The 26280-nt window shown below is 63.6% G+C and carries 29 protein-coding genes; 9 read left to right on the top strand and 20 right to left on the bottom strand.

The window, feature by feature from the left end; translation table 11 throughout:
* Nucleotides 1–225 precede the first annotated feature (225 nt).
* The 9 genes from flgJ to flgB form a co-directional block, all read right to left on the bottom strand.
* A complete protein-coding gene (flgJ, locus tag ACZ9GA_RS30025) occupies nt 226–1113 on the bottom strand; it encodes a flagellar assembly peptidoglycan hydrolase FlgJ (protein WP_457358614.1) in 888 nt (295 codons plus the stop codon).
* Nucleotides 1113–2231: a flagellar basal body P-ring protein FlgI gene (locus ACZ9GA_RS30020; protein WP_457358616.1), complete on the bottom strand. Its 1119-nt coding sequence runs from the start codon at nt 2229–2231 to the stop codon at nt 1113–1115. The genes flgJ and ACZ9GA_RS30020 overlap by 1 nt, the downstream gene beginning before the upstream one ends.
* An 11-nt stretch (nt 2232–2242) precedes the next feature.
* Nucleotides 2243–2902, bottom strand: a complete 660-nt coding sequence (locus ACZ9GA_RS30015) for a flagellar basal body L-ring protein FlgH (protein ID WP_457358617.1) — start codon at nt 2900–2902, stop codon at nt 2243–2245.
* An 8-nt stretch (nt 2903–2910) separates the two neighbouring features.
* Nucleotides 2911–3693 carry a flagellar basal-body rod protein FlgG gene (gene flgG, locus ACZ9GA_RS30010; protein ID WP_457358619.1) on the bottom strand — a complete coding sequence of 261 codons (783 nt, stop codon included), beginning with the start codon at nt 3691–3693 and terminating at the stop codon, nt 2911–2913.
* A 31-nt stretch (nt 3694–3724) separates the two neighbouring features.
* Nucleotides 3725–4480, bottom strand: a complete 756-nt coding sequence (locus ACZ9GA_RS30005; protein ID WP_457358620.1) for a flagellar basal body rod protein FlgF — start codon at nt 4478–4480, stop codon at nt 3725–3727.
* A 2-nt stretch (nt 4481–4482) separates the two neighbouring features.
* Complete coding sequence (gene flgE, locus ACZ9GA_RS30000) at nt 4483–5652, bottom strand: flagellar hook protein FlgE (RefSeq protein WP_457358622.1); 1170 nt, start codon at nt 5650–5652, stop codon at nt 4483–4485.
* Between the two features lie 84 nt (nt 5653–5736).
* Nucleotides 5737–6411 carry a flagellar hook assembly protein FlgD gene (gene flgD, locus ACZ9GA_RS29995; RefSeq protein WP_455921628.1) on the bottom strand — a complete coding sequence of 225 codons (675 nt, stop codon included), beginning with the start codon at nt 6409–6411 and terminating at the stop codon, nt 5737–5739.
* A 3-nt stretch (nt 6412–6414) separates the two neighbouring features.
* Nucleotides 6415–6813 (bottom strand): flagellar basal body rod protein FlgC, encoded by a 399-nt coding sequence (gene flgC, locus ACZ9GA_RS29990; protein ID WP_455921629.1) that lies wholly within the window; start codon nt 6811–6813, stop codon nt 6415–6417.
* A 14-nt stretch (nt 6814–6827) separates the two neighbouring features.
* The gene (gene flgB, locus ACZ9GA_RS29985; protein WP_457358623.1) at nt 6828–7241 is read right to left on the bottom strand and encodes a flagellar basal body rod protein FlgB; all 414 of its coding nucleotides are present in this window, start codon (nt 7239–7241) and stop codon (nt 6828–6830) included.
* 162 nt (nt 7242–7403) lie between these two features.
* Here flgB and flgA point away from each other — a divergent pair, with 162 nt between their 5' ends.
* The 3 genes from flgA (at nt 7404) to ACZ9GA_RS29970 (ending at nt 8921) form a co-directional block, all read left to right on the top strand.
* Complete coding sequence (gene flgA, locus ACZ9GA_RS29980; RefSeq protein ID WP_457358624.1) at nt 7404–8075, top strand: flagellar basal body P-ring formation chaperone FlgA; 672 nt, start codon at nt 7404–7406, stop codon at nt 8073–8075.
* Nucleotides 8076–8161: 86 nt separating this feature from the next.
* The gene (gene flgM, locus ACZ9GA_RS29975) at nt 8162–8452 is read left to right on the top strand and encodes a flagellar biosynthesis anti-sigma factor FlgM (protein ID WP_457358625.1); all 291 of its coding nucleotides are present in this window, start codon (nt 8162–8164) and stop codon (nt 8450–8452) included.
* Nucleotides 8433–8921, top strand: coding sequence for a flagella synthesis protein FlgN (locus ACZ9GA_RS29970; RefSeq protein ID WP_455921633.1), 489 nt, complete (start codon nt 8433–8435; stop codon nt 8919–8921). The genes flgM and ACZ9GA_RS29970 overlap by 20 nt, the downstream gene beginning before the upstream one ends.
* Here the strand turns inward: ACZ9GA_RS29970 and ACZ9GA_RS29965 are convergent.
* Together ACZ9GA_RS29965 and ACZ9GA_RS29960 are read right to left on the bottom strand one after the other, a co-directional pair.
* Nucleotides 8907–9329 (bottom strand): hypothetical protein, encoded by a 423-nt coding sequence (locus ACZ9GA_RS29965; protein WP_457358628.1) that lies wholly within the window; start codon nt 9327–9329, stop codon nt 8907–8909. The genes ACZ9GA_RS29970 and ACZ9GA_RS29965 overlap by 15 nt on opposite strands.
* A gap of 265 nt (nt 9330–9594) precedes the next feature.
* Entirely contained in the window at nt 9595–10215 is a 621-nt protein-coding gene (locus ACZ9GA_RS29960) for a LysE family translocator (RefSeq protein WP_457358630.1), read from the bottom strand.
* A gap of 136 nt (nt 10216–10351) precedes the next feature.
* On the opposite strand from ACZ9GA_RS29960, the gene ACZ9GA_RS29955 reads away from it, so the two are divergent.
* Nucleotides 10352–10840 (top strand): Lrp/AsnC family transcriptional regulator, encoded by a 489-nt coding sequence (locus ACZ9GA_RS29955; RefSeq protein WP_457358632.1) that lies wholly within the window; start codon nt 10352–10354, stop codon nt 10838–10840.
* Nucleotides 10841–10931: 91 nt separating this feature from the next.
* Here the strand turns inward: ACZ9GA_RS29955 and ACZ9GA_RS29950 are convergent, their stop codons facing one another.
* Complete coding sequence (locus tag ACZ9GA_RS29950) at nt 10932–11765, bottom strand: thymidylate synthase (protein ID WP_457358634.1); 834 nt, start codon at nt 11763–11765, stop codon at nt 10932–10934.
* Between the two features lie 79 nt (nt 11766–11844).
* On the bottom strand, nt 11845–12657 hold the full coding sequence (gene lgt, locus ACZ9GA_RS29945) for a prolipoprotein diacylglyceryl transferase (RefSeq protein ID WP_457358636.1): 813 nt from the start codon (nt 12655–12657) through the stop codon (nt 11845–11847).
* A 217-nt stretch (nt 12658–12874) separates the two neighbouring features.
* Here lgt and ACZ9GA_RS29940 point away from each other — a divergent pair, with 217 nt between their 5' ends.
* Nucleotides 12875–13621 carry an NRDE family protein gene (locus ACZ9GA_RS29940; protein ID WP_457358637.1) on the top strand — a complete coding sequence of 249 codons (747 nt, stop codon included), beginning with the start codon at nt 12875–12877 and terminating at the stop codon, nt 13619–13621.
* Nucleotides 13622–13715: 94 nt separating this feature from the next.
* On the opposite strand, the gene ptsP is transcribed toward ACZ9GA_RS29940, so the two are convergent.
* The gene (gene ptsP, locus ACZ9GA_RS29935) at nt 13716–15995 is read right to left on the bottom strand and encodes a phosphoenolpyruvate--protein phosphotransferase (protein WP_027980130.1); all 2280 of its coding nucleotides are present in this window, start codon (nt 15993–15995) and stop codon (nt 13716–13718) included.
* A 22-nt stretch (nt 15996–16017) separates the two neighbouring features.
* Nucleotides 16018–16497 (bottom strand): RNA pyrophosphohydrolase, encoded by a 480-nt coding sequence (locus ACZ9GA_RS29930; protein ID WP_008364786.1) that lies wholly within the window; start codon nt 16495–16497, stop codon nt 16018–16020.
* Between the two features lie 141 nt (nt 16498–16638).
* Between ACZ9GA_RS29930 and ACZ9GA_RS29925 the strand changes: the two genes are divergently transcribed.
* Nucleotides 16639–17295, top strand: coding sequence for a histidinol-phosphatase (locus tag ACZ9GA_RS29925; protein ID WP_455921638.1), 657 nt, complete (start codon nt 16639–16641; stop codon nt 17293–17295).
* A 113-nt stretch (nt 17296–17408) separates the two neighbouring features.
* On the opposite strand, the gene ACZ9GA_RS29920 is transcribed toward ACZ9GA_RS29925, so the two are convergent.
* Together ACZ9GA_RS29920 and ilvA are read right to left on the bottom strand one after the other, a co-directional pair.
* A complete protein-coding gene (locus tag ACZ9GA_RS29920; RefSeq protein ID WP_457358640.1) occupies nt 17409–17858 on the bottom strand; it encodes a DUF2269 domain-containing protein in 450 nt (149 codons plus the stop codon).
* Nucleotides 17859–17901: 43 nt separating this feature from the next.
* Nucleotides 17902–19416, bottom strand: a complete 1515-nt coding sequence (gene ilvA, locus ACZ9GA_RS29915; RefSeq protein WP_027980127.1) for a threonine ammonia-lyase, biosynthetic — start codon at nt 19414–19416, stop codon at nt 17902–17904.
* 123 nt (nt 19417–19539) lie between these two features.
* Here ilvA and rpiA point away from each other — a divergent pair, with 123 nt between their 5' ends.
* On the top strand, nt 19540–20211 hold the full coding sequence (gene rpiA / locus ACZ9GA_RS29910) for a ribose-5-phosphate isomerase RpiA (protein WP_457358642.1): 672 nt from the start codon (nt 19540–19542) through the stop codon (nt 20209–20211).
* Between the two features lie 103 nt (nt 20212–20314).
* Here the strand turns inward: rpiA and ACZ9GA_RS29905 are convergent, their stop codons facing one another.
* The 3 genes from ACZ9GA_RS29905 to ACZ9GA_RS29895 form a co-directional block, all read right to left on the bottom strand.
* Nucleotides 20315–21241: an SdiA-regulated domain-containing protein gene (locus ACZ9GA_RS29905; protein WP_457358644.1), complete on the bottom strand. Its 927-nt coding sequence runs from the start codon at nt 21239–21241 to the stop codon at nt 20315–20317.
* Between the two features lie 105 nt (nt 21242–21346).
* Nucleotides 21347–22012, bottom strand: coding sequence for a fumarylacetoacetate hydrolase family protein (locus ACZ9GA_RS29900; protein WP_457358645.1), 666 nt, complete (start codon nt 22010–22012; stop codon nt 21347–21349).
* A gap of 10 nt (nt 22013–22022) precedes the next feature.
* Nucleotides 22023–23423 (bottom strand): FAD-binding oxidoreductase, encoded by a 1401-nt coding sequence (locus ACZ9GA_RS29895; protein ID WP_457358647.1) that lies wholly within the window; start codon nt 23421–23423, stop codon nt 22023–22025.
* A gap of 174 nt (nt 23424–23597) precedes the next feature.
* Between ACZ9GA_RS29895 and serA the strand changes: the two genes are divergently transcribed.
* Together serA and ACZ9GA_RS29885 are read left to right on the top strand one after the other, a co-directional pair.
* The gene (gene serA / locus ACZ9GA_RS29890; RefSeq protein ID WP_455921643.1) at nt 23598–24827 is read left to right on the top strand and encodes a phosphoglycerate dehydrogenase; all 1230 of its coding nucleotides are present in this window, start codon (nt 23598–23600) and stop codon (nt 24825–24827) included.
* 190 nt (nt 24828–25017) lie between these two features.
* Nucleotides 25018–26280, top strand: coding sequence for an ATP-grasp domain-containing protein (locus ACZ9GA_RS29885; RefSeq protein WP_457358648.1), 1263 nt, complete (start codon nt 25018–25020; stop codon nt 26278–26280).

The following is a 26280-nucleotide window of genomic DNA, read 5'->3' as shown; positions in this document are numbered from 1 at the left end:
GGCTCCTACCCCGGTTGGCGTAGGAGCCGACTTTAGTCGCGATGCAGACGACACCATTTCAAGGCGCTGGCCCTGTGCCTCACTGAAAATCACCAGGGTTCACACCGGCCAGCGCAGCCTGGCGGCAGCGGCTACAGGGAGATGTACGCCCCGTTGTTTTGCGTCGTCTGCATCGCGGCCAAGGCCGGCTCCTACCCCGATGCAGACGACGCCATTTCAAGACAGCTACAGGGTGGGAGGCGACGCCCCGCGCGCGACTTGCAGGGGGCCGATGGTGGCCATGACGGCGATCAGTTTGCTGGCGTAGTCGGGATCGGTGGCGTAGCCGCCTTTCTGCAAGGCATGGGCGGCCTGCAGCGGGTCGCGGGCCGAGATTACGCCGGCGTAGTTGGCGTTGTTGCCGATCAGCTGGGCGTAGTCCGCCAGCGCCGCATCATCACTGGCGTAGGCCCGGAAGCTCTGTATCTGCTTGCGCATCGCGCCGTCCTCGAACTCGGTGGTCATGACCTCGGTGGTCGCCCCGCGCCAACGCCCGCCGGCCTTGATGCCGAACAGGTTGTGGCTGTCCTCGCCGCTGGCGGTGGGGATCTTGCGCCGCCCCCAGTCGGTTTCCAGCGCCGCCTGGGCCACAATCAGTTCGGCCGGGATGCCGCTGCTGCGCGAGGCCTGCTGCGCCGGGCCGGCCAGGCGCTGGACGAAGTCCTGCACGTGGGCCGCCCGGCTGCCGACATCGCCCACGGCGCGGCGCTGCCAGGCGGCGAACGCCTGCTGCACATTGGCGACCATGCCCGACGGCGCCGTCACCCGCGCACCGCCCGTGCCGCCCAATTGCCGGTCCAGTTGTTCGGCCAGCCCCAGGCCCTTGCCCGCCAGGTGCTGCGCCCACTGCTCGTCGAGCATCTCGGTGTACAGGGCAGTCTGCGAGTCCTTGTCCAGATCGGACTTGGGGATGGCCGCACGCATGCTCTTGAGCATCATCTGCAGGAACATCGCCTCGAACTGCTTGCTGGCTTCCTTGACCCCGGCGGCATGGTCCTGCTGCGCCGTGCGCCGCAGGTTGGCCAGGCCCTGCATGTCCAGGGCGAAACCATCGGTACTGCTGGCCAGGCTCATCAGATAATCTCCAGCTCGGCACGCAGCGAGCCCGCCGCCTTGAGCGCCTGCAGGATCACCATCAGGTCCTGAGGCGTAGCGCCCAGGGCGTTGAGGCCCTTGACCACGTCCATCAGGTTGGCGCTGCCTTCGACGAAGTGCAGCAGGCCACCCTGCTCCTGGATGGAAATGTTGCTGTTGGCCGTGCCCGCCGTCTGCCCCTGGCTCAACGCCCCCGGCTGGCTGACCTGATTATTGGTGTCGATGATCACCGACAGATTGCCGTGGGCCACCGCTGCACGCCCCAGTTTCACCGCAGCGTTGAGCACCACCGAGCCGGTACGCGAATCGATGATGACCTTGGGCCGCGCTTCGACCGGCAGCACCGCGATGCCTTGAACCCGGGCCATGAAATTGACCCGCTCGTTGGCCGACAGTGGCCCCTGCAACTGGATCACCCCACCGTTGATGGCCGAAGCCACGGTGCGGCGGAATTCGGAGTTGATGGCGAACACCACGCGCTCGGTGGTGGCGAAATCGGCTTCGTTCAAATACAGGTTCAGCACGCCATCGTTTCCGCCCAATCGCGACGGTACTTCGCGCTCCACCACCGCGCCACGCGGGATACGCCCACCGGCCAGCTGGTTGACGGTGACGCTGCTGCCATTGGCCGACGCACCCGCGCCGCCCACCAGCAGATTGCCCTGGGCCATGGCGTAGACATCGCCATCGGCGCCCTTGAGCGGCGTCATCAACAAGGTGCCGCCACGCAGGCTGCGGGCATTGCCGATGGACGACACGACAACGTCGATCTGCTGGCCCGGCCGCGCAAAGGGCGGCAGGTTGGCCGTGAGCATCACCGCAGCAATGTTGCGCATCTGCATGTTGGCGCCACTGGGCAGGGTCAGGCCCAACTGCGACAGCATGTTGGTCAGGCTCTGCTCGGTAAACGGGCTCTGGGTGGTCTGGTCGCCCGTGCCGTCCAGCCCCACCACCAGCCCATAACCCACCAGGCCGTTGGAGCGCACGCCGGAAAACTCGGCAATGTCGCGAATCTGCTCGGCCTGGGCCGCGGCACCTGCCAGCAACAGGAAGGCGGCCAGCACCGGCCCCAGGGTAGAGCGAATCAGATCAGCCATGGCACCGGCCCTCACAGCGGGGAAATGTTGAGGAAGAAGCGATGCAGCCAGCCCATGCGCTGCGCCTCGTTGATATAGCCGTCGCCGACGTATTCGATGCGCGCGTTGGACACCTGGGTGGACGCCACGGTGTTGTCGCCGGTGATGGTGCGCGGGTTGACCACGCCGGAGAAACGGATGAACTCGGTGCCCTGGTTGATGGCGATCTGTTTCTCGCCGCGCACACGCAGGTTGCCGTTGGGCATCACTTCCATCACCGCCACGGCAATGGTGCCGGTGAACGAGTTGGTGGCCTGGGAGCCGCCGCTGCCGGTGAAGTCGTTGTCCACCGAGGCGTCGAGGCCGTAGCTGCCTTCCTGGGAGGCACGCGCCGAAGTCGCCTTCATGCTCAGGCCTACCGAGCCACTGCGCCCGGCGTTGGACGCCGAGTTCTTGCTGGCACTGACCTGCTCGTTCAGGGTGATGGTCAGGGTATCGCCGACCATGCGCGGGCGGCGGTCCTCGAACAGCGGCTGCAGGCCACGACGGATCTGCAAAATCGATCCATCGGCCTGGCGCGGCGGCAACGCCGGTACCACCATGCTTTCGTCGGCCACCACCGGCTTGCGCGGCAGCACATCGCAGCCGGCCAGCAACAGCAGCACAAGGCACAGCGCGGGCTTGCGGTTCATGCCGTACCTCATAGCTGTGTCAGGCGCTGCAGCATTTCGTTGGACGCATCCACCGCCTTGCTGTTGATCTCGTAGGCGCGCTGGACCTGGATCATGCTGACCATTTCCTCCACGACGTTGACGTTGGAGGTTTCCACGTAACCTGCCGACAAGGTGCCCGCACCGTTCAGGCCAGGCGTGCTTTCGGTGGGCGCGCCGGAGGCATCGGTTTCCAGGTAGAGGTTCTGGCCGATGCTTTCCAGGCCAGCCGGGTTGATGAACAGCGCCACGTTCAACTGGCCTACCTGGGTGGACGTCGAGGAGCCGGAGGTGACCACCGAAACGATACCGTCGCTGCTCACCGACACCGACGTGGCGGTGCTGGGGATGGTGATGCCACCGGTCAGGGTGTAACCATTGGACGTCACCATCTGGCCGTTGGCGTCCAGCTGGAAGCTGCCGTCGCGGGTGTAGGCGGTGGTGCCGTCGGGCATGTCCACTTCAAAGAAGCCGTTGCCGTTGATGGCCAGGTCCTTGGAGTTGTCGGTCTCGGTCAGGTTGCCCTGGGTGTGCAGGCGCTCGGTGGCCACCTGACGCACGCCGGTGCCCACCTGCAGCCCCGAAGGCAGCTTGGTCTGGCTGGTGCTTTGCGCGCCGGGCTGGCGCATGTTCTGGTACAGCAGGTCCTCGAACACCGCCCGCGACTTCTTGAAGCCGTTGGTGCTGACGTTGGCCAGGTTGTTGGCGATGACGTCCATTTGCGCCTGCTGGGCTTCCAGGCCGGTCTTGGCCGTCCACAGTGATCGGATCATCGATCATTCCTCGTTCAATTCAACCGGTGCTTCAGCCCTGCAGGGACAGCAGGCTGTTGGCGCTCTTGGCGTTTTCGTCGGCGCTGCTGATGACCTTCATCTGCATCTCGTAGCGCCGGGAGTTGTCGATCATCGCGACCATGGCGCTGGTGGGGCTCAGGTTGCTGCCCTCCAGGTTGCCGGGGCTCAGGCGCATGGTTTCGTCGGCGGGCAGCGGCTGCACGGTGCCGTCCGCGCCTGGCGGGGCACGGAACAGGCCGTCGGCGCCGGCGTCGAGGGTGCCCGGCAGCGCCGAGACCATCTTCAGCCGGCCCACCTGGGCCAGGCCCTTGGCGTCGCCGCCCTGCTCGCGCACGCTGAGGGTGCCGTCGCTGCCGATGCTGACTTCGCTGCCGGGCGGCACGCTGAGCGGGCCGCCTTCACCGATCACCGGGCGGCCGCCCAGCGACAGGTTGCCGGCACCGTCAACCTGCAGATCGCCGCGGCGGGTGTAGGCCTCTCTGCCGTCGGCGGTCTGCACGGCCAGCAGGCCGTTGGCGTCCAGGGCCACGTCCAGGTTGCGGTCGGTGCGGGTCACCGGGCCCTGGCTCCAGTCCACGCCCACGCCGGTGGCGGCCACCGACACGCGGGTCGGCAGGCCTTCGCCGGGCACAGGCACGGCCTGCATCTGCGCCAGTTGCGAGCGGAAACCGGGCGTCACCACGTTGGCCAGGTTGTTGGCCACCATGGCTTGCTGGTCCAGAGACTGGTTGGCGCCGCTCATGGCGGTGAAAAGCATGCGATCCATGATTACGACCCGAGGCTGACCGCTTGCTGGAGGACTTCGCTCTGGGTCTTGACCGATTGCGAGTTGGCCTGGAAGTTGCGCTGGGCAATGATCAGGTTCACCAGTTCGGTGGTCAGGTCGACGTTGGAGTCCTCGGTCACGCCGCTCTCGATGGAGCCCAGCTGGCCGGTGCCGGCAGTGCCCAGCAGGGCCACGCCCGATTCGCTGGTGGCCACCCAGCTGTTGTCGCCCACGGCCTTGAGGCCCTGTTCGTTGTTGAAGGTGGCCAGCACGATCTGGTCGATGATCTGCGTCTGGTCGTTGGAGTAGCTGGCCACCACGTTGCCCGTGGAATCGATAGTGAAACCGGTCAGGCTGCCCGAGGTGTAACCGTCCTGGGAGCTGCTGGACAGTTCAAAGTCGTTGCCGAACTGCGTGGTGCCGGTCAGGTCGAGCTCGATGCTCATCTCTGCCGCGCCGTTGTCCGGGTCATAGGTGTAGGTCGACGTGGCGCCGCTGGTCAGCAGGCCGCTGGTGTCGAACGCCACTTCCTGGCTCAGGGCATTGCCGTCGTCGTCGGTCAGGGTGTTGCCGTCGACGGCGGTGTACACGTTCCAGGTGTTGGTGTCGTCGCTCTTGGCGAAGTACAGCGTCATGGTGTGGCTGTTGCCCAGCGAGTCGTACACCGTGGCGCTGGTGGAGTACGAATAAGTCGTCGCGTCAGTGGCGTCGAAGGTGCTGGTGATGGCGTCGGAGCTGGAGTCCAGATTGAGCGTGGCGTCCACCTCGGTGGTAGCACTGGCCTCAAGGCCGGTGGACGGGATCTGGATCACGCCGTTGACGCCCACCAGCTTGGCGCCCGAGGCGTTTTCCAGGTAGCCGTCGGAGCTCAGGGTGAGTTGGCCGTTGCGCGAATAGGTAGTGGTGGTGCCGTCGTTGAAGACGAAGAAACCGTCGCCGCTGATGGCCAGGTCCAGGTCATTGTCCGTGGTGGTCAGGCTGCCGGATTCGAAGTTCTGCACCACCCCCGACACCGACGTACCCAAGCCCACTTCGGCGTCGGCATAGACGTCGGCAAACTCGGTGGTGGAGCTTTTGAAGCCCACGGTTTCGGAGTTGGAGATGTTGTTGCTGATCACGTTGAGATCGGTGGACGCCGCGCTCAAACCGCTCAGTGCTTGGGAAAAGCCCATGTTTCGCTCCTTGAAGCCAATAAAGACCGGGCAGCCGCAAACGCCGCGAAGGTCACGTTTCTGTGAAAGGTCGGAGTGACGGCGTTACAGCAGCAGGCGGATATCGCTGAGGCTGGCGCTGTCGGTGTTGGCACCCAGTTCCAGCACCACGTCGCTGTCGTCGTCGGTGCTCACACCCGACACCAGCGCGTAATTGAGTGCGGTGGCGGCCACGGCCGTGCCTTCGTTGCTGGCGGTGATGCTGACGGTGTAATCGCCGTCCGCCACAGCCGTGCCGTCGTCTGCCAGGCCATCCCAGCTCAGCGAGTGCACGCCTTCGTCCAGCGAACCCACATCGATAGTGCGCACCACGTTGCCGCTGCTGTCGGTGATGGTGGCGGTGACCGTGTCGGCGTCGCCGTCCAGGTTGACGCCGTAGGTGGTGGCGGTGCCGCCGTCGACGGTGATCGAGTCGCCGTCCACCAGCACGCCCTTGCCCACCAGGGCCGAGGCTTGCAGCGCCTGGCTGGTGTCGATCTGCCCGGAGATGCTGTCCAGGGTGTCGCCCAGGTCGGTGATGCCGCTGATCATGTTGATCTGTGCCAGCTGCGAGACCATCTCGGTGTTGTCCATGGGCTCGGAGGGGTCCTGGTTTTGCAGTTCGGTCACCAGCAGGGTGAGGAACTCGCTTTGCAGGTCATCGGCCGTGGTGGTCGTGGTGCTGGTGGTCGTGGTGCTGTTCATGCTCGACAGCACGGAGCTGCTGATGGTGTTGGTCATGGATCAGGACTCTCCCAGAGTCAGGGTCTTAAGCATCAATTGCTTGCTAGTGCTCATGACCTCGACGTTGGCCTGGTAGGAACGCGAGGCGGAAATCATGTTGACCATCTCGCCCACCGGCTCCACGTTGGGCATGCTGACGTAGCCGTCGGCATCGGCCATGGGGTCGCCGGGGCGGTATTCCTTGCGAAACGCCGACTGGTCTTCCACCACCTGGCTGACGCGCACGCCGCCCAGGCCCTGGGCCTGAGCCTCGAACACGGCCTGGCGGGCACGGTAGGGCTGGCCGTCCGGGCCGCTGACGCTGTCGGCGTTGGCCAGGTTGCTGGCGGTCACGTTCATGCGCTGGGACTGGGCACTCAGCGCGGAACCGGCGATATCGAAAATGCTGAACATCGACATGATGGGTACCTGCTCTATTCGGACTGCATGGCGGTCTTGAGCGCCTGCAAACGGCTGTTCAGAAACGTGAGGCTGGCCTCGTAGCGCACCGAGTTGTCGCTGAACTGGGCGCGCTCGCGGTCCATGTCCACTGTGTTGCCATCCAGGCTGGGCTGGTCGGGTACGCGATAGAGCATTTCGTGCAACGAGTTGCCGCTGAAGCTGGCCGCCAGATGCCGGTCGCTGGTGGTGGCCAGGCTCATGCCGCTGGCCTTGGGCATACCCTGGCCCAGCGCACTGGCCAACTCGCCGGAGAAGTCGAAATCGCGGGCGCGGTAGCCCGGTGTGTCGGCGTTGGCGATGTTGTTGGCCAGCACTTGCTGGCGCTCGGCGCGCAGGCTCAGTGCGTTCTGCTGAAAGCTGAGCTCGTTGTCGAGCTTGTCGATCATGCTGGCGGCCTCTGACTCGGAATGGGGGTGAGGCGCGCAGAGTAGTCGCAAGGTTGCCAAGCCAAAGGCCGAAACAGACGTGCATTTATCGAGCACTTCCAACCTTGCATTGCGGCGCCGCGCTCTAGAATCACCTGCACGACCCCTCGACGAATTCGCCGCATGAACACACGCCTCACCCTTGCCCTGAGCGCGCTGCTGGGCCTGTCCCAGAGCGCCCCGGCTCTGGCCGACGGTGCGCTGGAGCAGGCGCGCATACGCGAACTGTTGATCGCCGCCCTGCCTGCCCACAGCCATCACCCGCAGATCGAACTGGCGGCCACCGGCGCTGCCTGCGATGACCCCAGGCCCTTCCTGCCGCACCCCGAACAGCGCAGCTACGGGCGCGTGCTGGTGGGGGTGAAGTGCGGTGCCGGGCAAGGCACGCACTACGTGCAGGCCAAGGTCTCGGTGATGGGCACCTATGTGGTCAGCCAGCAGGACATCGCCGCCAACCAGGTGGTGGAGGCCGACATGCTGATGATGAAAACCGGCGCTTTGGAGCGCCTGCCGGCCAATACCGCGCTGACGCCAAAAGAGGTGGTGGGGTTGCGCGCCACCCATGCGTTCAGGGCCTCGACGCCCTTGCTGGTCAGCGCGATGCGCAAGACCTGGCTGGTGGAGCAGAACCATCAGGTGGCCATGCAGTTTCGCGGCGCAGGTTTTGTGCTGAGTCGCCAGGGCAAGGCGCTGGACAACGGCTACCTGGGCGACGAGGTACGCGTGGCGGCCGAGCGCGGCAAGGTGCTGCGTGCCATCGTGACCGGGCCTGACCAACTGCTGGTGCGCGATTGATGGCGCCACAAATTTGAAATACAGGCGTTCAAGTTCACCCACCCAATGCCGATAGTGGGCAAAAGGGACACTATGAAAATTCGACCGTGAAAATAATCAGTACTGCGCTCAGCAACACACTGCCCAATACCGACCTGGCGGCCAACAATCGGCTGCAGAAAAGTGAGGCCAGTGACACGGACCCGGCGATCAGCAATACGCTGGAATTAAACGAAAGCCTGAAAGGGGCGGATACGTCCACCGCCGATATCGACATGAATCGGGTGAACGAAATTCGCCAGGCGATCAGTGACGGCACGCTGCAAGTCAGCTCGTCGCGGATCTTCGATGGCATGGCTGAAAGTGTGATGGAAATGAATGGGCAAGCCACTGAGTGAAGCTCGGCCACCGGCCGGACATGAGATTGCCAGGGGTCTGGCGCGTCACCTGCAACGTCAGCAGGTGGCCGCCCAGCGGCTGCTGACCTTGCTGGATCAAGAGCGCCTGGCGTTGGCCGGGCCCAAGATCAGCGGCGAGCGGCTGACCGAGCTGAGCATCGCCAAGCAGGCGATCCTGGAGAACCTGGAGCAGCTGGAAACCACCCGGCGCCGCGCCCAGCGTTCGCTCGGCCATGCGCCCGATCACAACGGCGCCATGCAACTGGCCCGTGACCAGGGCTGTCTGCCGGCCTGGACGCGCTTGCAGGATCTGGCGGCGCGCGCCCAGCGGCTCAATCAGCTCAATGGTGATTCGTTGCGGGTGCGCCAGCAGCAGAACCAGCGCATCCTCAATTACCTCACCGAAGCGGCCGGCCGTACCCTATATGGCCCGGATGGCCGCCACGCCGGCCACTCAAGCCGCGCATGAATGGCCGGCGGTCTGCATCGAGCGGGCCGCGCCGGTCAGGCCCTCCCCCAGCACGCGCCTGAACAACGCCAGCAGGGCGTTGGGCTTCAGCGGTTTCTGCACGATACCCAACAACGGCTGCGCCGGGCGCGCCACCTGGCAGGCCAGCAACTGCGGCGCCGGTACCTGACCGTCGGACAGCAGAATCAGGTGCCTGACCTTGCGGTCGGCGTACACCAGTTCCGCCAGGTCCAGATCACTCATGTCGAAGGTCCCCACGCTGCAGATCGCCACGTCGAAATGGTCCTTGGCGGTGCGCAGCACGTGGGCCAGTTCGTCCTGGCTCATCACCGGGGTCAGGTAGTGACAGCCCAGCTCGTAGAGCAGGGTCTGGGTGTCGAACAGTTGGAAGGCGTGGGGTTCTATCAACAGAATCCGCAGCCTGGAATTCTCTAGCAGCTCACGATCAATCACGGCATACCCCGTAGGCAAGGATGGCTTGCGCACGGAGGTTAATGGCCGTTTGGCGGTGGCAATCGAACGAGCACAGCCACGAAACAATGTCAGTTCGGGCAATCCCCGTCCCGCCTCGTAGCCGCTGCCGCCAGGCTGCGCTGGCCCTGCGCCTCACTGTGGATCTGCAGTGTACTCAGGGGCCAGCCCAGCCTGGCGGCAGCGGCTACGGGGTGGGTGTTCAGCGCAGCAGCATGGCGGCAGCGGCGGCGGCCATGATTACCGCCGCGCCGCGGAACAGGCGCTGCTGCGCCCGCAAGCTGGACAGCAGGTGGCGAATGCGTACGGCACCCAGGATGTACACCGCCCCAACGGCCAACAGCACCAGCGCCGTCAACGGCATCAGCATCAGTGCCCAGGTCTGCAACGAGACGGTTTCCAGGTTGATCACCAACGGCAGCAACGCCAGGTAAAACGCGATGGTCTTCGGATTGCCCAAGGTGATAGTCAACCCCGACACCGCCGCCGATAGCAGCTCCTTGCGCTGTGCAGGCTTGCCGGTTTCGATGGTCTGATGCCGGGCAAACCAGAACACCCAGGCCAGGTAGCACAGATAGATCGCGGCCCCCCACCGCACCAGTTGGAACAGGGCGTTGAAATGCTCGGCGATCATCGCCAGCCCGAACACGGCAAACGACAGATAGGTCAGGTCACCCAGAATCACCCCGAACAACAGGCAGAACCCCGACAACGCCCCGCCGCTGACACTGCGCGCCACCAGGGCGGCCATGCCCGGCCCGGGTATGGCGGCGGCAACACCCAGCGCGGCGCAATAGGTCAGTACTTGTGAGGTATCCAGCATGGTAGGGCGTCCTTGGGCAGTGAATGGCAACGAGGGAAATGCTATAGGGCGCCGCCGGGAAAATTATTCCTGTCTTTACCGTGGAACAGGCTATTTTGGGCAATAGCTACCCACTGCATGGACAAAGAAGGAATTTATGACCAACCCTCCCCTGACCAACACGGACGTGAAGATTCTCACCGCCCTGCAACAGGACGGCCGCATGACCAACCAGAACCTGGCCGACGCCCTGGGCATGTCGGCCTCCCCCTGCTGGCGACGAGTCCGACACCTGGAAGAGCATCGCTACATTCAGGGCTACCGCGCCGTGCTGGACCGCCGCAAGATCGGCCTGGGGGTGATGGTATTCATCCGCGTCAGCATCGACAGCCACAGCGAGGCCGAAGCACGAAAGTTCGAGCAGGAGGTGATGCAACTGGAGGATGTGGTGGCTTGCTACAGCATCGGCGGCGATGCCGACTTCCTGTTGCAGGTAGTGGCGCCTGACCTGGACGCGTTCGCCGAATTCGCCATGTCGGTGGTGCGGCGGCTGCCGGGGATCAAGGAGATGCAGAGCATGTTTGTGCTCAAGGAGATCAAGCCGTTCGTGTCGTTCCCCGTCAAACGCCCAAACCCAAACCTGTAGCCGCTGCCGCCAGGCTGCGCTGGCCCCTGAGTACACTGGAGATTTCCAGCGAGGTTGGGGGCCAGCGCAGCCTGGCGGCAGCGGCTACAGATTAGATGGCGACTGGCGCCTTGATGCCAGGATGCGGGTCATAGCCCACAATTTCGAAATCCTCGAATTTGTAGTCATAGATCGACGCCGGCTTGCGCTTGATGTTCAGCGTCGGCAGTTTGCGTGGCTCGCGCGCCAGTTGGGTCTGGATCTGTTCCATGTGGTTGGCGTAAGCGTGGGTGTCGCCGGTGGTGACGATGATCTCGTGGGGGATCAGGTCGCACTGCTGGGCCAGCATGTGGGTTAGCAGGGCCAGGGCCGCGGTGTTGTACGGCAGGCCCAGGAACACGTCCGAACTGCGGATGTACAGCTGCATCGACAGGTGCCCGTCGTTGACGAAGGCCTGGTACAGCAGGTGGCACGGCGGCAGGGCCTGACGGCCTTCGGCGGCGTTCTGCTGCGGGCTTTTCGATTCGTCGGGCAGGTACTCGACGTTCCAGCCGTGGAACAGGATGCGGCGGCTGTTGGGGTTGTTCTTCAGGGTGTCGACCATGTAGTCGATCTGGTTGATGGTCTTGCCATCCTTGGTCGGCCAGGCGGTCCACTGCTCGCCGTACACCGGGCCCAGGTCACCGCTTTCGGTGGCCCATTCGTCCCAGATGGTCACGCCATTTTCGTTCAGCCACTTCACGTTGGTGTTGCCGCTGAGCATCCAGATCAGCTCGTTGGCAATGCTCTTGAAGTGCAGCTTCTTGGTGGTCAGCAGCGGGAAGCCGTCGGCCAGGTTGTGACGGTACTGGCGCGCGAAGACGGCCTTGGTGCCGGTGCCGGTCCGATCACCCTTGGTCACGCCGTTGGTGATCACATCGGTCAGGAGATCCAGGTACGCTTTCATTGAGGCCTCAAGTCGGTCGCCAGCAGCCGCGACCGTGTACAGAAAAAGAAAAAGGCGGGGCTTTCGCCCCGCCCGTCAATCATACCGCGGCGTTTTTCGGCGCGGGGGGCCGGTTGTAGGCCCACCAGATCAGGCCCAGGCCACCGATGATCATCGGCAGGCAGAGGATCTGGCCCATGGTGACCCAGCCGAAGGCCAGGTAGCCCAGTTGCGCGTCGGGCACGCGGACGAACTCGACGATGAACCGGAAGATGCCGTAGAACAGCGCGAACATGCCGGACACTGCCATGGTGGGGCGCGGTTTGCGCGAGAACAGCCACAGGATAATGAACAGCGCCACGCCTTCAAGGGCAAATTGGTACAGCTGCGACGGATGGCGCGGCAGTTGCGCCGGATCGCTCAGCGGCGGGAAGATCATCGCCCACGGCACGTCGGTGGGTTTGCCCCACAGCTCGCCGTTGATGAAGTTGCCGATACGCCCGGCGCCCAGGCCGATCGGTACCATCGGGGCAATGAAGTCCATCAGCTCGAAGAACGACTTGCCGTTCTTGCGCCCGAACCACCAGGTGGCCAGCATCACACCGATCAGGCCGCCGTGGAACGCCATGCCGCCCTTCCACACTTCGAAGATCAGAGTGGGGTTGTCGATGTACACCTTCAGGTCGTAGAACAGCACGTAACCCAGCCGTCCGCCGACGATCACGCCCATGGCACACCAGAAGATCAGGTCGGAGAGTTTCTCCTTGGTCCAGGTGGGGTCAAAGCGGTTCAGGCGGCGCGAGGCCAGGAACCAGGCTGCGCCGATGCCGATCAGGTACATCAGGCCGTACCAGTGGATTTGAAGCGGTCCGATGGCGACGGCCACCGGATTGATCTGCGGGTAAGGCAGCATTGCGACTCCTTGACGTGGACAGGCGGCGGGATCACCCCTGCGTTCCCGGATGGCCACGAGGGGCGGGAAAACCCGAGACTATGCCCGGCCCACCGGCCCGTTGCCATGAAACTTGTGTCAGTGAAAACTGGAGCGCATGGTAACGGATAGGGGCAATCGCCTCTACTGTGCAGGGACGGAGTGCGGGTACAGTGAGCCAAAACACAAGGCCAACCTTATGTGTCTGATCGTATTCGCCTGGCGCCCCGGCCACGCTGTGCCGCTGGTGCTGGCAGCCAACCGTGATGAATTCTATGCCCGCCCCAGCCTGGCGCTGGGGCAGTGGTCCGAGGCCGAAGGCGTGTACGCCGGCCGTGACCTGGAAGCTGGCGGTACCTGGCTGGGGCTGGGCCCGGACGGGCGGTTTGCGGCGCTGACCAATATTCGTGACCCCGGCCAGGCGCTGGGGCGGCGGTCGCGCGGGGAGCTGGTTGCGCGTTTTTTAACCAGCGCGGTGTCCATTGATGAGTACGTGGACGACATCGGCAGCCGGGCGGCGGAGTATTCGGGGTTCAACCTGTTGCTCGGGGCGGCCGGGCGACTGTGTTATTTCAATCAGCGGGATCGGCGATTGCAGGAGCTGGCTACCGGGGTTTATGGACTGTCGAACGCGGGGCTGGATACGCCTTGGCCGAAGCTTTTGAAGGCTCGGGAAGGGCTGGCGGCGCAGCTGGATGATCCCGAGCCGGAAGGGTTGCTGGCATTGCTGAAGGATCCGGAGCGGGCGGCGGATGCGCTGTTGCCGGATACCGGCGTGGGGCTGGCGACCGAGTCGTTGCTGTCGAGTGTGTTTATTGCCAGCCCAACGTATGGGACGCGGGCGAGTACGGCGTTGATCGTGGGGGCGGATGGGTCGCGGCGAATCGTGGAGCGAAGCTTCGGACCGTATGGCGGTGCACTGGGCGAGGTGCATATAGCACTGTAGCCGCTGCCGCAGGCTGCGCTGGCCCTCCCATACGCTGGAAATTTCCAGTGTACTCAGGGGCCAGCGCAGCCTGGCGGCAGCGGCTACAGGCGTTTCAGAGGTGCTTGGGACCCGCCGGGTTGATCATGCGCGCCAGCCCCAGGTTTTTCAGCGCCAACTGCAGCGAGCTGTGGATAACCTGCGGGTTGTCGTGCTTCATCAGTTGCGCCAGCAGTTCCTTGGCCTTGCCCATGCTGATCTGCCGCAGCATCCACTTCACCTTCGGCAGGTTGGTGGCGTTCATCGACAGGCTGTCAAAACCCATGGCCATCAGCAGCACCGCCGCAGCCGGGTCACCGGCCATCTCGCCGCAGATACTCACCGGCTTGCCTTCGGCATGGGCCTCGGTGACCACATGCTGCAAGGCCTGCAACACCGCCGGGTGCAGGTAGTCGTAGAGGTCGGCCACCCGCGGGTTGTTGCGGTCCACGGCCAGCAGGTACTGGGTCAGGTCGTTGGAGCCCACCGACAGGAAGTCCACCTGGCGCGCCAGTTCGCGGGTCAGGTATACCGCAGCCGGAATCTCGATCATCACGCCCACCGGCGGCATCGGCACGTCGGTGCCTTCGTCACGCACCTCGCCCCAGGCCCGGTGGATCAGGTGCAGGGCTTCTTCGGTCTCGTGGGTACCGGAGATCATCGGCAGCAGGATGCGCAGGTTATTCAGGCCTTCGCTGGCCTTGAGCATGGCGCGGGTCTGCACCAGGAAGATTTCCGGGTGGTCAAGGGTGACGCGGATGCCGCGCCAGCCCAGGAACGGGTTGTCTTCCTTGATGGGGAAGTACGACAGCGCCTTGTCACCACCGATGTCCAGGCTGCGCATGGTCACCGGCAGCGGGTGGAAAGCGGCCAGCTGCTCGCGGTAGATGGCCAACTGTTCCTTTTCGCTGGGGAAGCGCTGGTTGATCATGAACGGCACTTCGGTGCGGTACAGGCCAACGCCCTCGGCGCCACGCTGTTGGGCGCGGGCCACGTCGGCCAGCAGGCCGGTGTTGACCCACAGCGGCATGCGGTGGCCGTCCAGGGTCACGCACGGCAGCTCGCGCAGGGCGTCGAGGCCCTGGGCCAACTGGCGCTCTTCTTCGACCACGTCGGCGTACTGGCGCGCCAGCACATCGCTGGGGTTGGTGTAGACCTCGCCCTTGTAGCCGTCCACGATCATCTTGATGCCGTCGACCTTGGAATACGGCAGGTCGACCAGGCCCATCACCGTCGGGATGCCCATGGCACGGGCCAGGATGGCGACGTGGGAGTTGCCCGAACCCAGTACCGAAATCAGGCCCACCAGCTTGCCTTCCGGCACTTCGCCGAGCATGGCCGGGGTCAATTCTTCGCTGATCAGGATGGTATTGTCGGGGTAAACCAGGGTTTGCTGGCGGGCTTCCTGCAGGTAGGCCAGCAGGCGGCGACCCAGGTCCTTGACGTCCGACGCCCGCTCACGCAGGTAGGCGTCGTCCATCAATTCGAAACGGTTGACGTGCTCGGTGACCACCTGGCGCAGGGCGCCCTGGGCCCACTGGCCGGTCTTGATCACGTTGGTCACTTCGCTGCCCAGCGAGGCGTCATCTAGCATCATCAGGTAGACGTCGAACAGTGCGCGCTCTTCCGGGCGCAACTGTGTGGCCAACTTCGCCGAAAGGGTGCGCATGTCGTTGCGAACGCCTTCAAGCGCGGTCTGGAACAGCGCGAGTTCGGCAGTGATGTCGGTAACGGTCTTGTCCGGCACCACGTCGAGGTCGGCCGGTGGCAGCATGACCACCGCCGTGCCCACGGCAGCGCCCGGTGAGCCAGGTACGCCGACGAACTTGGCTTCCTGGATGCCCTTGCCCTGACGCCCCAGCCCGCGGATCGAGCCGGTGGCCTCAGCGTGGGCAATAACGCCAGCCAATTGCGCGCTCATGGTGACCAGGAAGGCTTCTTCGCCCTCGTCGAACTGACGGCGCTCCTTTTGCTGGATAACCAATACCCCCACCACACGCCGGTGGTGAATGATCGGTGCACCCAGGAAGGAGGCAAAGCGTTCCTCACCGGTTTCGGCGAAGTAGCGGTAACGGGGGTGGTCGGCGGCGTTCTCGAGGTTCAGCGGCTCTTCGCGCGTACCCACCAAGCCCACCAGGCCCTCGTTGGGGGCCATGCTGACCTTGCCGATGGAGCGCTTGTTCAAGCCCTCGGTGGCCATCAGCACGAAACGGTTGGTTTCCGGGTCAAGCAGGTAGACCGAGCACACCTGGCTGCCCATGGCCTCTTTGACGCGCAGCACAATGATCCCCAACGCCGTCTTGAGATCCTTGGCGGAGTTGACTTCCTGGACGATCTTGCGCAGCGTATTGAGCATGGCTCGGGGTCGAACTCCGTCGTCAGTCGCGCGCCAGCAGGCGCGGGGCAAGCTCTTTGAGAGCGCGGCGATACACCTCGCGCTTGAATGTCACCACCTGGCCCAGCGGGTACCAATAGCTGACCCAGCGCCAGCCATCGAATTCCGGTTTACCGGTCAAATCCATTCTCACGCGCTGTTCGTTGGAAACCAGGCGCAAGAGAAACCACTTCTGCTTCTGGCCGATGCACAGCGGTTGGCTGTGGGTACGCACCAGGCGCTGAGGTAAACGATAACGCAACCAGCCGCGGGTGCAGGCAAGAATTTCAACATCTTGTCGCTCCAGCCCCACTTCTTCATTCAGCTCGCGGTACAAGGCCTCTTCCGGCGTCTCCTGGGGGTTGATGCCCCCTTGCGGAAACTGCCAGGCATCCTGGTTGATGCGACGAGCCCATAGTACCTGTCCGGCATCATTGGTCAGAATAATGCCGACATTGGGACGGAAACCATCGGGGTCGATCACGGCAGCAACCTCGCAAACGCATGTCTTTGCATTGTTCCACAAAGATCGTCAAGGCAGCAACGCACCCGCATACCTTATGTGCACTGTTGTGAAAAGTCCGTATTCTGTGGGCCTTTTCCGCTTTTTAGACGAGTAACTTCCATGCGCCTGGCTTTATTCGACCTCGATAACACCCTGCTTGGTGGCGACAGCGATCACGCCTGGGGCGATTACCTGTGTGAACGCGGCATCCTCGACCCGGTTGAATACAAGAACCGCAACGATGCCTTCTACCAGGATTACCTGGCCGGCCAGCTGAACCTGACCGACTACCTGAACTTCAGCCTGGAGATTCTGGCGGCCACCGACATGGCGCAACTGGCCGAATGGCACGCCGACTTCATGCGTGACTGCATCGAACCGATCATCCTGCCCAAGGCCCTGGCCCTGTTGCAGCAGCACCGTGATGCGGGCGACAAGCTGCTGATCATCACCGCCACCAACCGTTTCGTCACCGGCCCGATCGCCGAGCGCCTGGGCGTGGACACGTTGCTGGCCACTGAATGCGAGATGGTCGACGGCCGTTATACTGGCCGCAGCACCGACGTGCCGTGCTTCCGCGAAGGCAAGGTGACGCGCCTGGATCGCTGGCTGGCGGAGAATGGCTTTGATCTGGAAGGCAGCTACTTCTATAGCGACTCGATGAATGATCTGCCGTTGCTGGAGAAGGTGGCGAATCCGGTGGTGGTGGATGCCGACCCGAATCTGCTGGCTGAAGCGCAGCGGCGCGGGTGGAAGATCATGTCGCTGCGCGATTGATGCTCCACCCACCTCGCGTGGGAGCGGGCTCTGCCCGCGAAAAGGGCGACGCGCAGTGACAGATATCACGCGGTGTTCTTTTCGCGGGCAGAGCCCGCTCCCACGGGGTCGAATCAGACCGGCTTGATCAGCATCAACGCCAATATCGCCACCAACACCACCAGCGACACCCCCGCAAACACCATACTGAACTTGCGCTGCTTGACCACCTGCACCTGGTTATAGGCCACCGCCGCCTGCCGCCAGCGAATGGTGCGGCGCACCAGCAGCAGAAACCCCGCCACGCCCACTATGTACAACACCGAGCCGCCCAGCAGCCAGGTCTGCCCCAACGGCCAGCCCACGGTGTGCATCATCCACCAGCCGGTAAACGGAAAGCTCACCACGCACACGCCCATCAGTATCCAGGCGTACAGCCACGGGCGTTGCAGGGTTTTGGCGAAGGCCGACTTGTCGCCGCCGCGCCAGCCGCGCCAGGTCTGGAACAGCACGGCCGCCACGCTGCCCAGCAGCAGCGCGGTGGCAATGCCATGCAGCATTTTCAGCAAGCTCAGGGTTTCCATGGTGCAGGTCCTGTGCGTGTGTCGATGCCTTACAGCCTAGCAGTCAGCCCAGGAACAGGCGGTACGCCGGGTTATCGGTCTCGTCCCAGAACGGATAGCCGATTTCGGTCAGGGCCGCCGCCACGTCGCCGCGCTCCTGGGCCGGTACCTGCAGGCCCGCCACCACACGGCCGTCGGCCGCGCCATGGTTGCGGTAGTGGAACATCGAGATGTTCCAGCGCCCGCCCAGCTTGTTGAGGAAGTTGAACAGCGCGCCCGGGCGCTCCGGGAACTCGAAGCGCATGACCATCTCGTCGCTGACCTGCGCCGCATGCCCGCCCACCATGTGGCGGATGTGCAGTTTGGCCAGTTCGTTGTCGGTCAGGTCCAGCACCGGGAAACCCTGTTCGGTCAGGCTGGCGACCAGCGCGGCACGTGGGTCGGTGTCCGGGTGGGTCTGCACGCCGACAAAGATGTGCGCCTCGCGACCGGTGTGGTAGCGGTAGTTGAATTCGGTGATCTGGCGCTTGCCGATGGCTTCGCAGAACGCCTTGAAGCTGCCCGGCTTCTCGGGGATGGTCACAGCGATGATGGCTTCGCGGCCCTCGCCCAGTTCGGCACGCTCGGCCACGTGGCGCAGGCGGTCGAAGTTGACGTTGGCGCCCGAATCGATGGCCACCAGGGTCTGGCCGGTGACGCCGTACAGCTCCACGTACTTCTTGATGCCCGCCACGCCCAAGGCGCCGGCAGGTTCAGTGATCGAGCGGGTATCGTCGTAGATATCCTTGATGGCCGCGCAGATCTCGTCGGTGCTGACGGTGATCACTTCGTCTACGTAGTCTTTGCAGATATCAAAGGTGTGCTGACCGATCTGTGCCACGGCAACACCGTCGGCGAAGATGCCCACGGTCGGCAGCACCACGCGCTCGCCCGCCGCCATGGCGGCTTGCAGGCAGTTGGAGTCGTCCGGCTCCACGCCGATGACCTTGATCTCGGGGCGCAGGTACTTCACGTAGGCCGCGATACCGGCGATCAGGCCGCCGCCGCCCACGGGTACGAAGATCGCGTCCAGGTTGCCGGGGTGCTGACGCAGAATCTCCATGGCCACGGTGCCCTGGCCGGCGATGGTGTGCGGATCGTCATACGGGTGGATGTAGACGTAACCCTTCTCGTCCACCAGCTTGAGCGAGTAGGCCAGGGCCTCGGGGAAGGAGTCGCCATGCAGCACCACCTTGCCGCCGCGCGAGCGCACGCCTTCGACCTTGATCTCGGGGGTGGTCTTGGGCATCACGATGGTGGCTTTCACGCCCATTTCCCGCGCCGCCAGGGCCAGGCCCTGGGCGTGGTTGCCGGCCGAGGCGGTGACTACGCCACGGGCACGTTCTTCGTCGCTCAACTGCGCCAGTTTGTTGTAGGCGCCGCGAATCTTGAAGGAAAACACCGGCTGCAGGTCTTCGCGCTTGAGCAGAATACTGTTGCCCAGGCGTTTGGACAGCTGGCCGGCGGCCTGCAAGGGGGTTTCCACGGCAACGTCGTAGACGCGCGAGGTGAGGATCTTCTTAACGTACTGTTCGAGCATCGGAAGCATCACTGGCGGTTGAGCAAGACCTGCGAGTCTACCCCAGCGTTCCAGCCAAGGACCACAGCAAAGGGGTATAATGCCGCCCTTCCCCCGCTACTTTGTGCCCGCTCCGGAGCCCGCATGACCCAGGACCAACTCAAACAGGCCGTCGCCCAGGCTGCTGTCGACTTCATTCTGCCCAAGCTGGACGACAAGAGCATCGTCGGCGTCGGCACCGGCTCGACAGCCAACTGCTTCATCGACGCCCTGGCCCAGCACAAGGGTGCCTTCGACGGCGCCGTTGCCAGCTCCGAAGCCACCGCTGCGCGCCTCAAGGGCCACGGCATCCCAGTGTACGAGCTGAACACCGTCAGCGACCTGGAGTTCTACGTGGACGGCGCCGATGAAAGCGACGAGAAGCTGAACCTGATCAAGGGCGGCGGCGCAGCCCTGACCCGCGAGAAGATCGTCGCGGCTGTGGCCAAGACCTTCATCTGCATCGCCGACGCCAGCAAGCTGGTGCCGGTGCTGGGCGCGTTCCCGCTGCCGGTGGAAGTCATCCCGATGGCCCGCAGCCACGTGGCGCGCCAGCTGGTCAAGCTGGGCGGCGACCCGGTGTACCGTGAAGGGGTGATCACTGACAACGGCAACATCATTCTCGATGTGCACAACATGCAGATCACCGACCCGGTGGCACTGGAAGCGCAGATCAATGCGATTGTCGGCGTGGTGACCAACGGCCTGTTCGCGGCGCGTCCGGCTGACCTGCTGTTGCTGGGTACCGCCGAAGGCGTGAAGACCCTCACCAAGTGATACCTCTGTAGCCGCTGCCGCAGGCTGCGCTGGCCCTGGAATACACTGAAGATGTTCAGCGTGGCATAGGGCCAGCGCAGCCTGCGGCAGCGGCTACAGGCAATCAGAACTTGCGGAACACGTAGAACAGGTTCGGCTCGCTGACCATATAGATAGTCCCGCTTTCGTCCATCGTCACGCCTTCTGCGCGTGGAATGGTGTCCTTCAGGCCGTTCAGGCCGCCCAGCAAGGTCATGTAGCTGATCTGTTTGCCGCTGGGGTCCAGCTCCAACAGCATGTGCGAGTCCGCCGACAGGGCCAGGGTATTGCCCGTGCGCCGGTCAACGGCCAGCGCCGACAGGTTGCGCATGTTCAGGGTGGTGTAGGGCAGCTTCACTTTGTCGCCCTGCCACTGCCCCTTGTCATCGCTCTTGAGCGCGAACATCGCCGCCGGACGCTCTTCACCCAACAGGATCTGGCCGCGACGCGGGTCCCAGGCAATCCCCTCGAACGCCTTGTTCTGATTGGCCGACGGCCCCAGGTCGAACTGCGGCCAATCGGCCAGGTTCAACGCCTGGGTCTCGGGGGTCACGGTGACCACGGTCATCAGGTGCTGACGCTCATCGGTAATCGCCATACGGCCACCGCTCAGGTAAGTCACGCCCTCGGGGTTGGACCAGCCATTGAGTGGCATCTTGCGCAGCACGTCGCCTTCCAGGTTCAACTCCACCAGGAACGCATGCTTGCCCATCACCGAGAACAGCGTCTTGGTATCGGGGTTGTAGGTCAGGTCTGACGCTTCGTCCGTCTCCAGGCCCACCATTTTCTTGCCATCAATAAAGGCGTGGTAATCGGGCAGCCAGACCGCAGCATCGCGCTGAGCCTGGGGGGTCATGCGCTCAATCACCCAGAGTTTGACCCGGGTGTCCCACTGCATGATCGCGGCAACGGCGTAGGCCGCCACGACAAGCAACAGCCAGACATACCAGCGGGTCAAAAAGCGCGATTTGCGCCCGCGCGCTGGCGAGGAAACGGAGGGGGATACGGCCATGTGGATGTCTTCCTGAGAATGCGGCGACCCTGGGCGCAACGGCGCGCAGGGTGATTAAGCCGCATTATCCGGATGACGTGTGAAAAAAAAGCAAAAGCCCGGAGGTCAGTTCACAACGGACTCGAAACGGCTGGCACCCGGCAATTCCAGCACCAGCTCATCGCCCGGGTTCAGCGCGCCAACCCCGGCCGGCGTACCGGTCAGGATCACGTCGCCGGCCTGCAGCGAGAAGTGCGCGGCCATGTACTGGATCATCGGCACGATGGGGTTGAGCATCAGGTTGCTGTTGCCGTCCTGGCGCACTTCGCCATTGATGGTCAGGCGCACCGGGATGTCGGTCAGGTCCGGGTAGGTGCCGGTGGCCACGAACGGCGCGATCACCGCCGCACCGTCGAACGACTTGGCCAGCTCCCACGGCAGGCCTTTTTCCTTGAGCTTGCTCTGCACGTCGCGCAGGGTCAGGTCCAGCGCCGGGGCGAAACCGGAAATGGCGTCCAGTACCTCTTCCTCGCTGGGCCGGGTGGACAGCGGCTTGCCCAGCAGCACGGCGATTTCCGCCTCGTAATGCACCGAACCGCGATCAGTCGGGATCTTGAAGCCGCCTTCCACCGGCACCACGCAGCTGCCCGGCTTGATGAACAGCAGCGGCTCGGTAGGCACCGGGTTGTTCAGTTCCTTGGCGTGTTCGGCGTAGTTGCGGCCAATGCACACCACTTTGCCGAGGGGAAAGTGAATGCGGGTACCGTCTACATATTGATGCTGATAGCTCATGACCGACTCCTTATTGATCAACCGGGAAGATCTTGCCAGGGTTCATGATGCCATTGGGGTCGAACACCGCCTTCAGGGCTTTCATGTATTCGATTTCCGCAGGCGAGCGGCTGTAGTCCAGATAATCGCGCTTGACCAGGCCCACGCCGTGCTCGGCAGAGATCGAGCCGTTGTACTTCTGCACCGTCTCGAACACCGCGGTATTCACCGATACGCACTTGGCAAAGAACTCTTCCTTGCTCAGGTCTTCAGGCTTGAGGATGTTCAAGTGCAGGTTGCCGTCGCCGATGTGGCCGTACCACACCACTTCGAAATCCGGGTAGCTGGCGCTGACGATGGTGTCGATGTCCTTCAGGAACGCCGGCACCTGGGCCACGGTCACCGAGATGTCGTTCTTGTAGGGCGTGCGGTGCGAGATGGTCTCGGAGATGTACTCGCGCAGCTTCCACAGGTTGGCCAGTTGCTGTTCGCTCTGGCTCATCACGCCATCCACCACCCAACCCTGCTCCACGCAGTGCTCGAAGGTGGCCAGCGCTTCGTTGGACACCTCTTCGGTGGTGGCCTCGAACTCCAGCAGGGCGTAGAACGGGCAGTCGGTGGCGAACGGCGGCGGCACATCGCCGCGGGCCATGACCTTGGCCAGGGCCTTGTCGCTGAAGAATTCGAACGCAGTCAGGTCAAGTTTGCCGCGGAAGGCGTGCAATACCGGCATGATCGAATCGAAATCCGGCGTGCCCAGCACCATGGCGGTGAGGTTTTTCGGCGCCCGGTCCAGGCGCATGGTGGCTTCCACCACGAAACCCAGGGTGCCCTCGGCGCCGATGAACAGCTGGCGCATGTCGTAGCCGGTGGCGTTCTTGATCAGGTCCTTGTTGAGTTCCAACAGGTCGCCCTTGCCGGTCACCACTTTCAGGCCGGCCACCCAGTTGCGGGTCATGCCGTAGCGAATCACCTTGATGCCGCCGGCATTGGTGCCGATATTGCCGCCAATCTGGCTGGAACCGGAGGAGGCGAAGTCCACCGGGTAATACAGGTCGTGATCCTTGGCCAGGTTCTGCAACTGCTTGGTGATCACGCCCGGTTGGCACACCACGGTCCGATCAACGGTATCCACGGCGCCAATCCTGTTCATGTAGTCGAACGACACCACCACTTCGCCATTGGCGGCAACCGCCGCCGCAGACAGGCCGGTGCGGCCGCCCGAGGGCACCAGCGCAATCTTGTGGGTGTTGGCCCAGCGCACGATGGCCTGGACCTGTTCGACGGTCTTGGGGAAGACGATTGCACTGGGGGCCGGGGCGAATTGCTTCGTCCAGTCCTTGCCATAAGCCTCGAGAGAGTCGGCGTCGGTGAGTACCTTGCCGGGTTCAACCAGGGTGTGAAGCTCTTCAAGAAACGCTGAATGGGTCATCGCAGAACTCTCGAACTATTCATAGTCACCCTGAGCACACTTCACGTCCCAGGGATGGGCTTATCAAGGGGGGGATATGCTAGCATACGCCCCCCGCTAATCGCGCTTTGCGCCGATTCTGCGACTGGCTTCATCCCCCCTGCCATTTTTTCTCCGGGACACAGGTTTACGCAGATGAGCAAGACTTCTCTCGATAAGAGCAAGATCAAGTTCCTTCTTCTCGAAGGCGTCCACCAATCCGCCGTCGACGTCCTCAAGGCCGCCGGGTACACGAACATCGAGTACCACATCAAGGCGCTGCCAGAAGCCGAGCTGAAGGAAAAGATCGCCGATGCACACTTCATCGGTATCCGCTCCCGCACCCAGCTGACTGAAGAGCTGTTCGATTGCGCGAAAAAACTGGTAGCTGTCGGCTGCTTCTGCATCGGCACCAACCAGGTAGACCTGGACGCGGCCCGCGAGCGCGGCATCGCCGTGTTCAACGCCCCGTACTCCAACACCCGTTCGGTAGCCGAACTGGTGCTGGCCGAGGCTATCCTGCTGCTGCGCGGCATCCCCGAGAAGAACGCTTCCTGCCACCGTGGTGGCTGGATCAAGAGCGCGGCCAACTCCTTCGAGATCCGCGGCAAGAAGCTGGGCATCGTCGGCTACGGCTCGATCGGTACCCAACTGTCGGTTCTGGCCGAAAGCCTGGGCATGCAGGTGTTCTTCTACGACACCATCACCAAGCTGCCGCTGGGCAACGCCACTCAGGTTGCCAGCCTGACCGAGCTGCTGGGCATGTCCGACATCGTCTCGCTGCACGTGCCTGAAACCGCTGCTACCCAGTGGATGATGGGCGAGAAGGAAATCCGCGCCATCAAGAAGGGCGGCATCCTGATCAACGCCGCCCGCGGCACCGTGGTCGAGCTGGACCACCTGGCCGAAGCCATCAAGGACAAGCACCTGATCGGCGCCGCCATCGACGTGTTCCCGGTGGAGCCACGCTCCAACGACGACATCTTCGAAAGCCCGCTGCGTGGCCTGGACAACGTGATCCTGACCCCGCACATCGGTGGTTCCACCGCCGAAGCCCAGGCCAACATCGGCCTGGAAGTGGCCGAGAAACTGGTCAAGTACAGCGACAACGGTACCTCGGTGTCGTCGGTCAACTTCCCTGAAGTGGCCCTGCCGGCTCACCCGGGCAAGCACCGTCTGCTGCACATCCACGAGAACATCCCGGGCGTGCTGAGCGAGATCAACAAGGTGTTCGCCGAAAACGGCATCAACATCTCCGGTCAGTTCCTGCAGACCAACGAGAAAGTCGGCTACGTGGTTATCGACGTGGACGCCGATTACTCGGACCTGGCCCAGGCCAAGCTGCAACAGATCAAAGGCACCATCCGTAGCCGCGTTCTGTTCTAAGCAAGCCTGCGTCATCAAGAAAGAGGCCTTCGGGCCTCTTTTTTTTGGCCCTCACAACGCCTGCCGACGAGTGCCCTGGCCACGTACGGTATTATGTCGCAACGGTAACGACGCCTTCACTGAAAGCTGACAAACCCCGTGCTACAGTCCGACACTATCCGTATTGCATCGGTCCACGAGAGCAAGCCGCTTGAATAATTCGCCCGTCACTCCCCCTGATTCCACGCCACGTGCAACCACCGCATTCGTAGGCCTGGCGCCCTTCCTGCGGATGAGCATCGCCGGCATCGACTTTACCCAGCAGGCCGCCGACATGATTGCTGGGGTGCAGCAGGCCCCAGACGATGCCGAGCTGCACCTCAACCTGTCGGTAGCCCTGATGTGCCTTGGCCACCAGGCAATCGGCCTGGAAATGCTGGGCCATGCCCTGGACTTGCAGCGGGTGTACCACATCAAGCCGCGGCAGCCGGTGCGTCTGCGCCTGCTGATACTGATGGTGCCGGGCGAACTGTCGGCCAACGTGCCGGTTGACTGCCTGCTGGAAGACTCGGACGTGGAGCTGATCTACTACTACGTCAGCCCGGACGAGCCCCTGAAGGTGGCCATTCCCGAGCACGACGTGGTGCTGGTGGGCATCAGTGCCGCCGACGGCACCCGCCAGGTGCTGGCGCAGCTCGAAGAACCGCTGAGCCGCTGGCCGCTCCCGGTCATCAATACGCCAAGCCAGGTGGCCTTGTCCGAGCGCCATGTCGCCAGCCAGTTGCTGCAAGGCGTGCCGGGGCTGACCATGGCCCAGGTCCAGCGCATCACCCCGACCACCCTGCAGGATGTGGCGCGCGGCAGCTTGGCCCTGAAGGATGTCACCGGCGGGATCGATTTCCCGATTATCCTGCGCCCGGTGGGCACCCACGGCGGCCACGGCCTGGAGCGCGTCAACTCGGCCGAGGATATCCACGGCTACCTGTCGCGCGTCGAAGCAGCGCAATACTTCCTCGCCCGCTTCATTGACTACAGCGCGGCCGATGATGGCCTGTTCCGCAAGGCGCGCGTGTTCCTCATCGACGGCAAACCGTACGCCTGCCACATGGCAACGTCGGAAAACTGGATGATCCATTACCTCAACGCCCGGATGTACGAGCTGGAGGAGCGCCGTGCCGAAGAAGCCCGCTTCCTGGACAACTTCCCGGCATTCGCCGCGCGCCATGCCGGCGCCCTGCAAGCCATTGCCGAACGCACCGGGCTGGACTACCTGGGCATTGACTGCGCGCAAACGCGTGACGGTGACCTGCTGGTGTTCGAGATCGACCCGGCCATGGTGATTCACGCCATGGACCTGGAAGCCGTGTTCCCCAACAAGCAGCATCACATGCAGAAAGTGAAGACAGCCCTTCACGACCTGCTTGTGCACCGCAGTGCCCAGCAGCCTGGGCAACCCACCGTCCAATCGTCTTGA

This window comes from Pseudomonas sp. TE3644, assembly GCF_056278815.1.
This window is presented reverse-complemented; position numbering and strand designations above follow the sequence as displayed.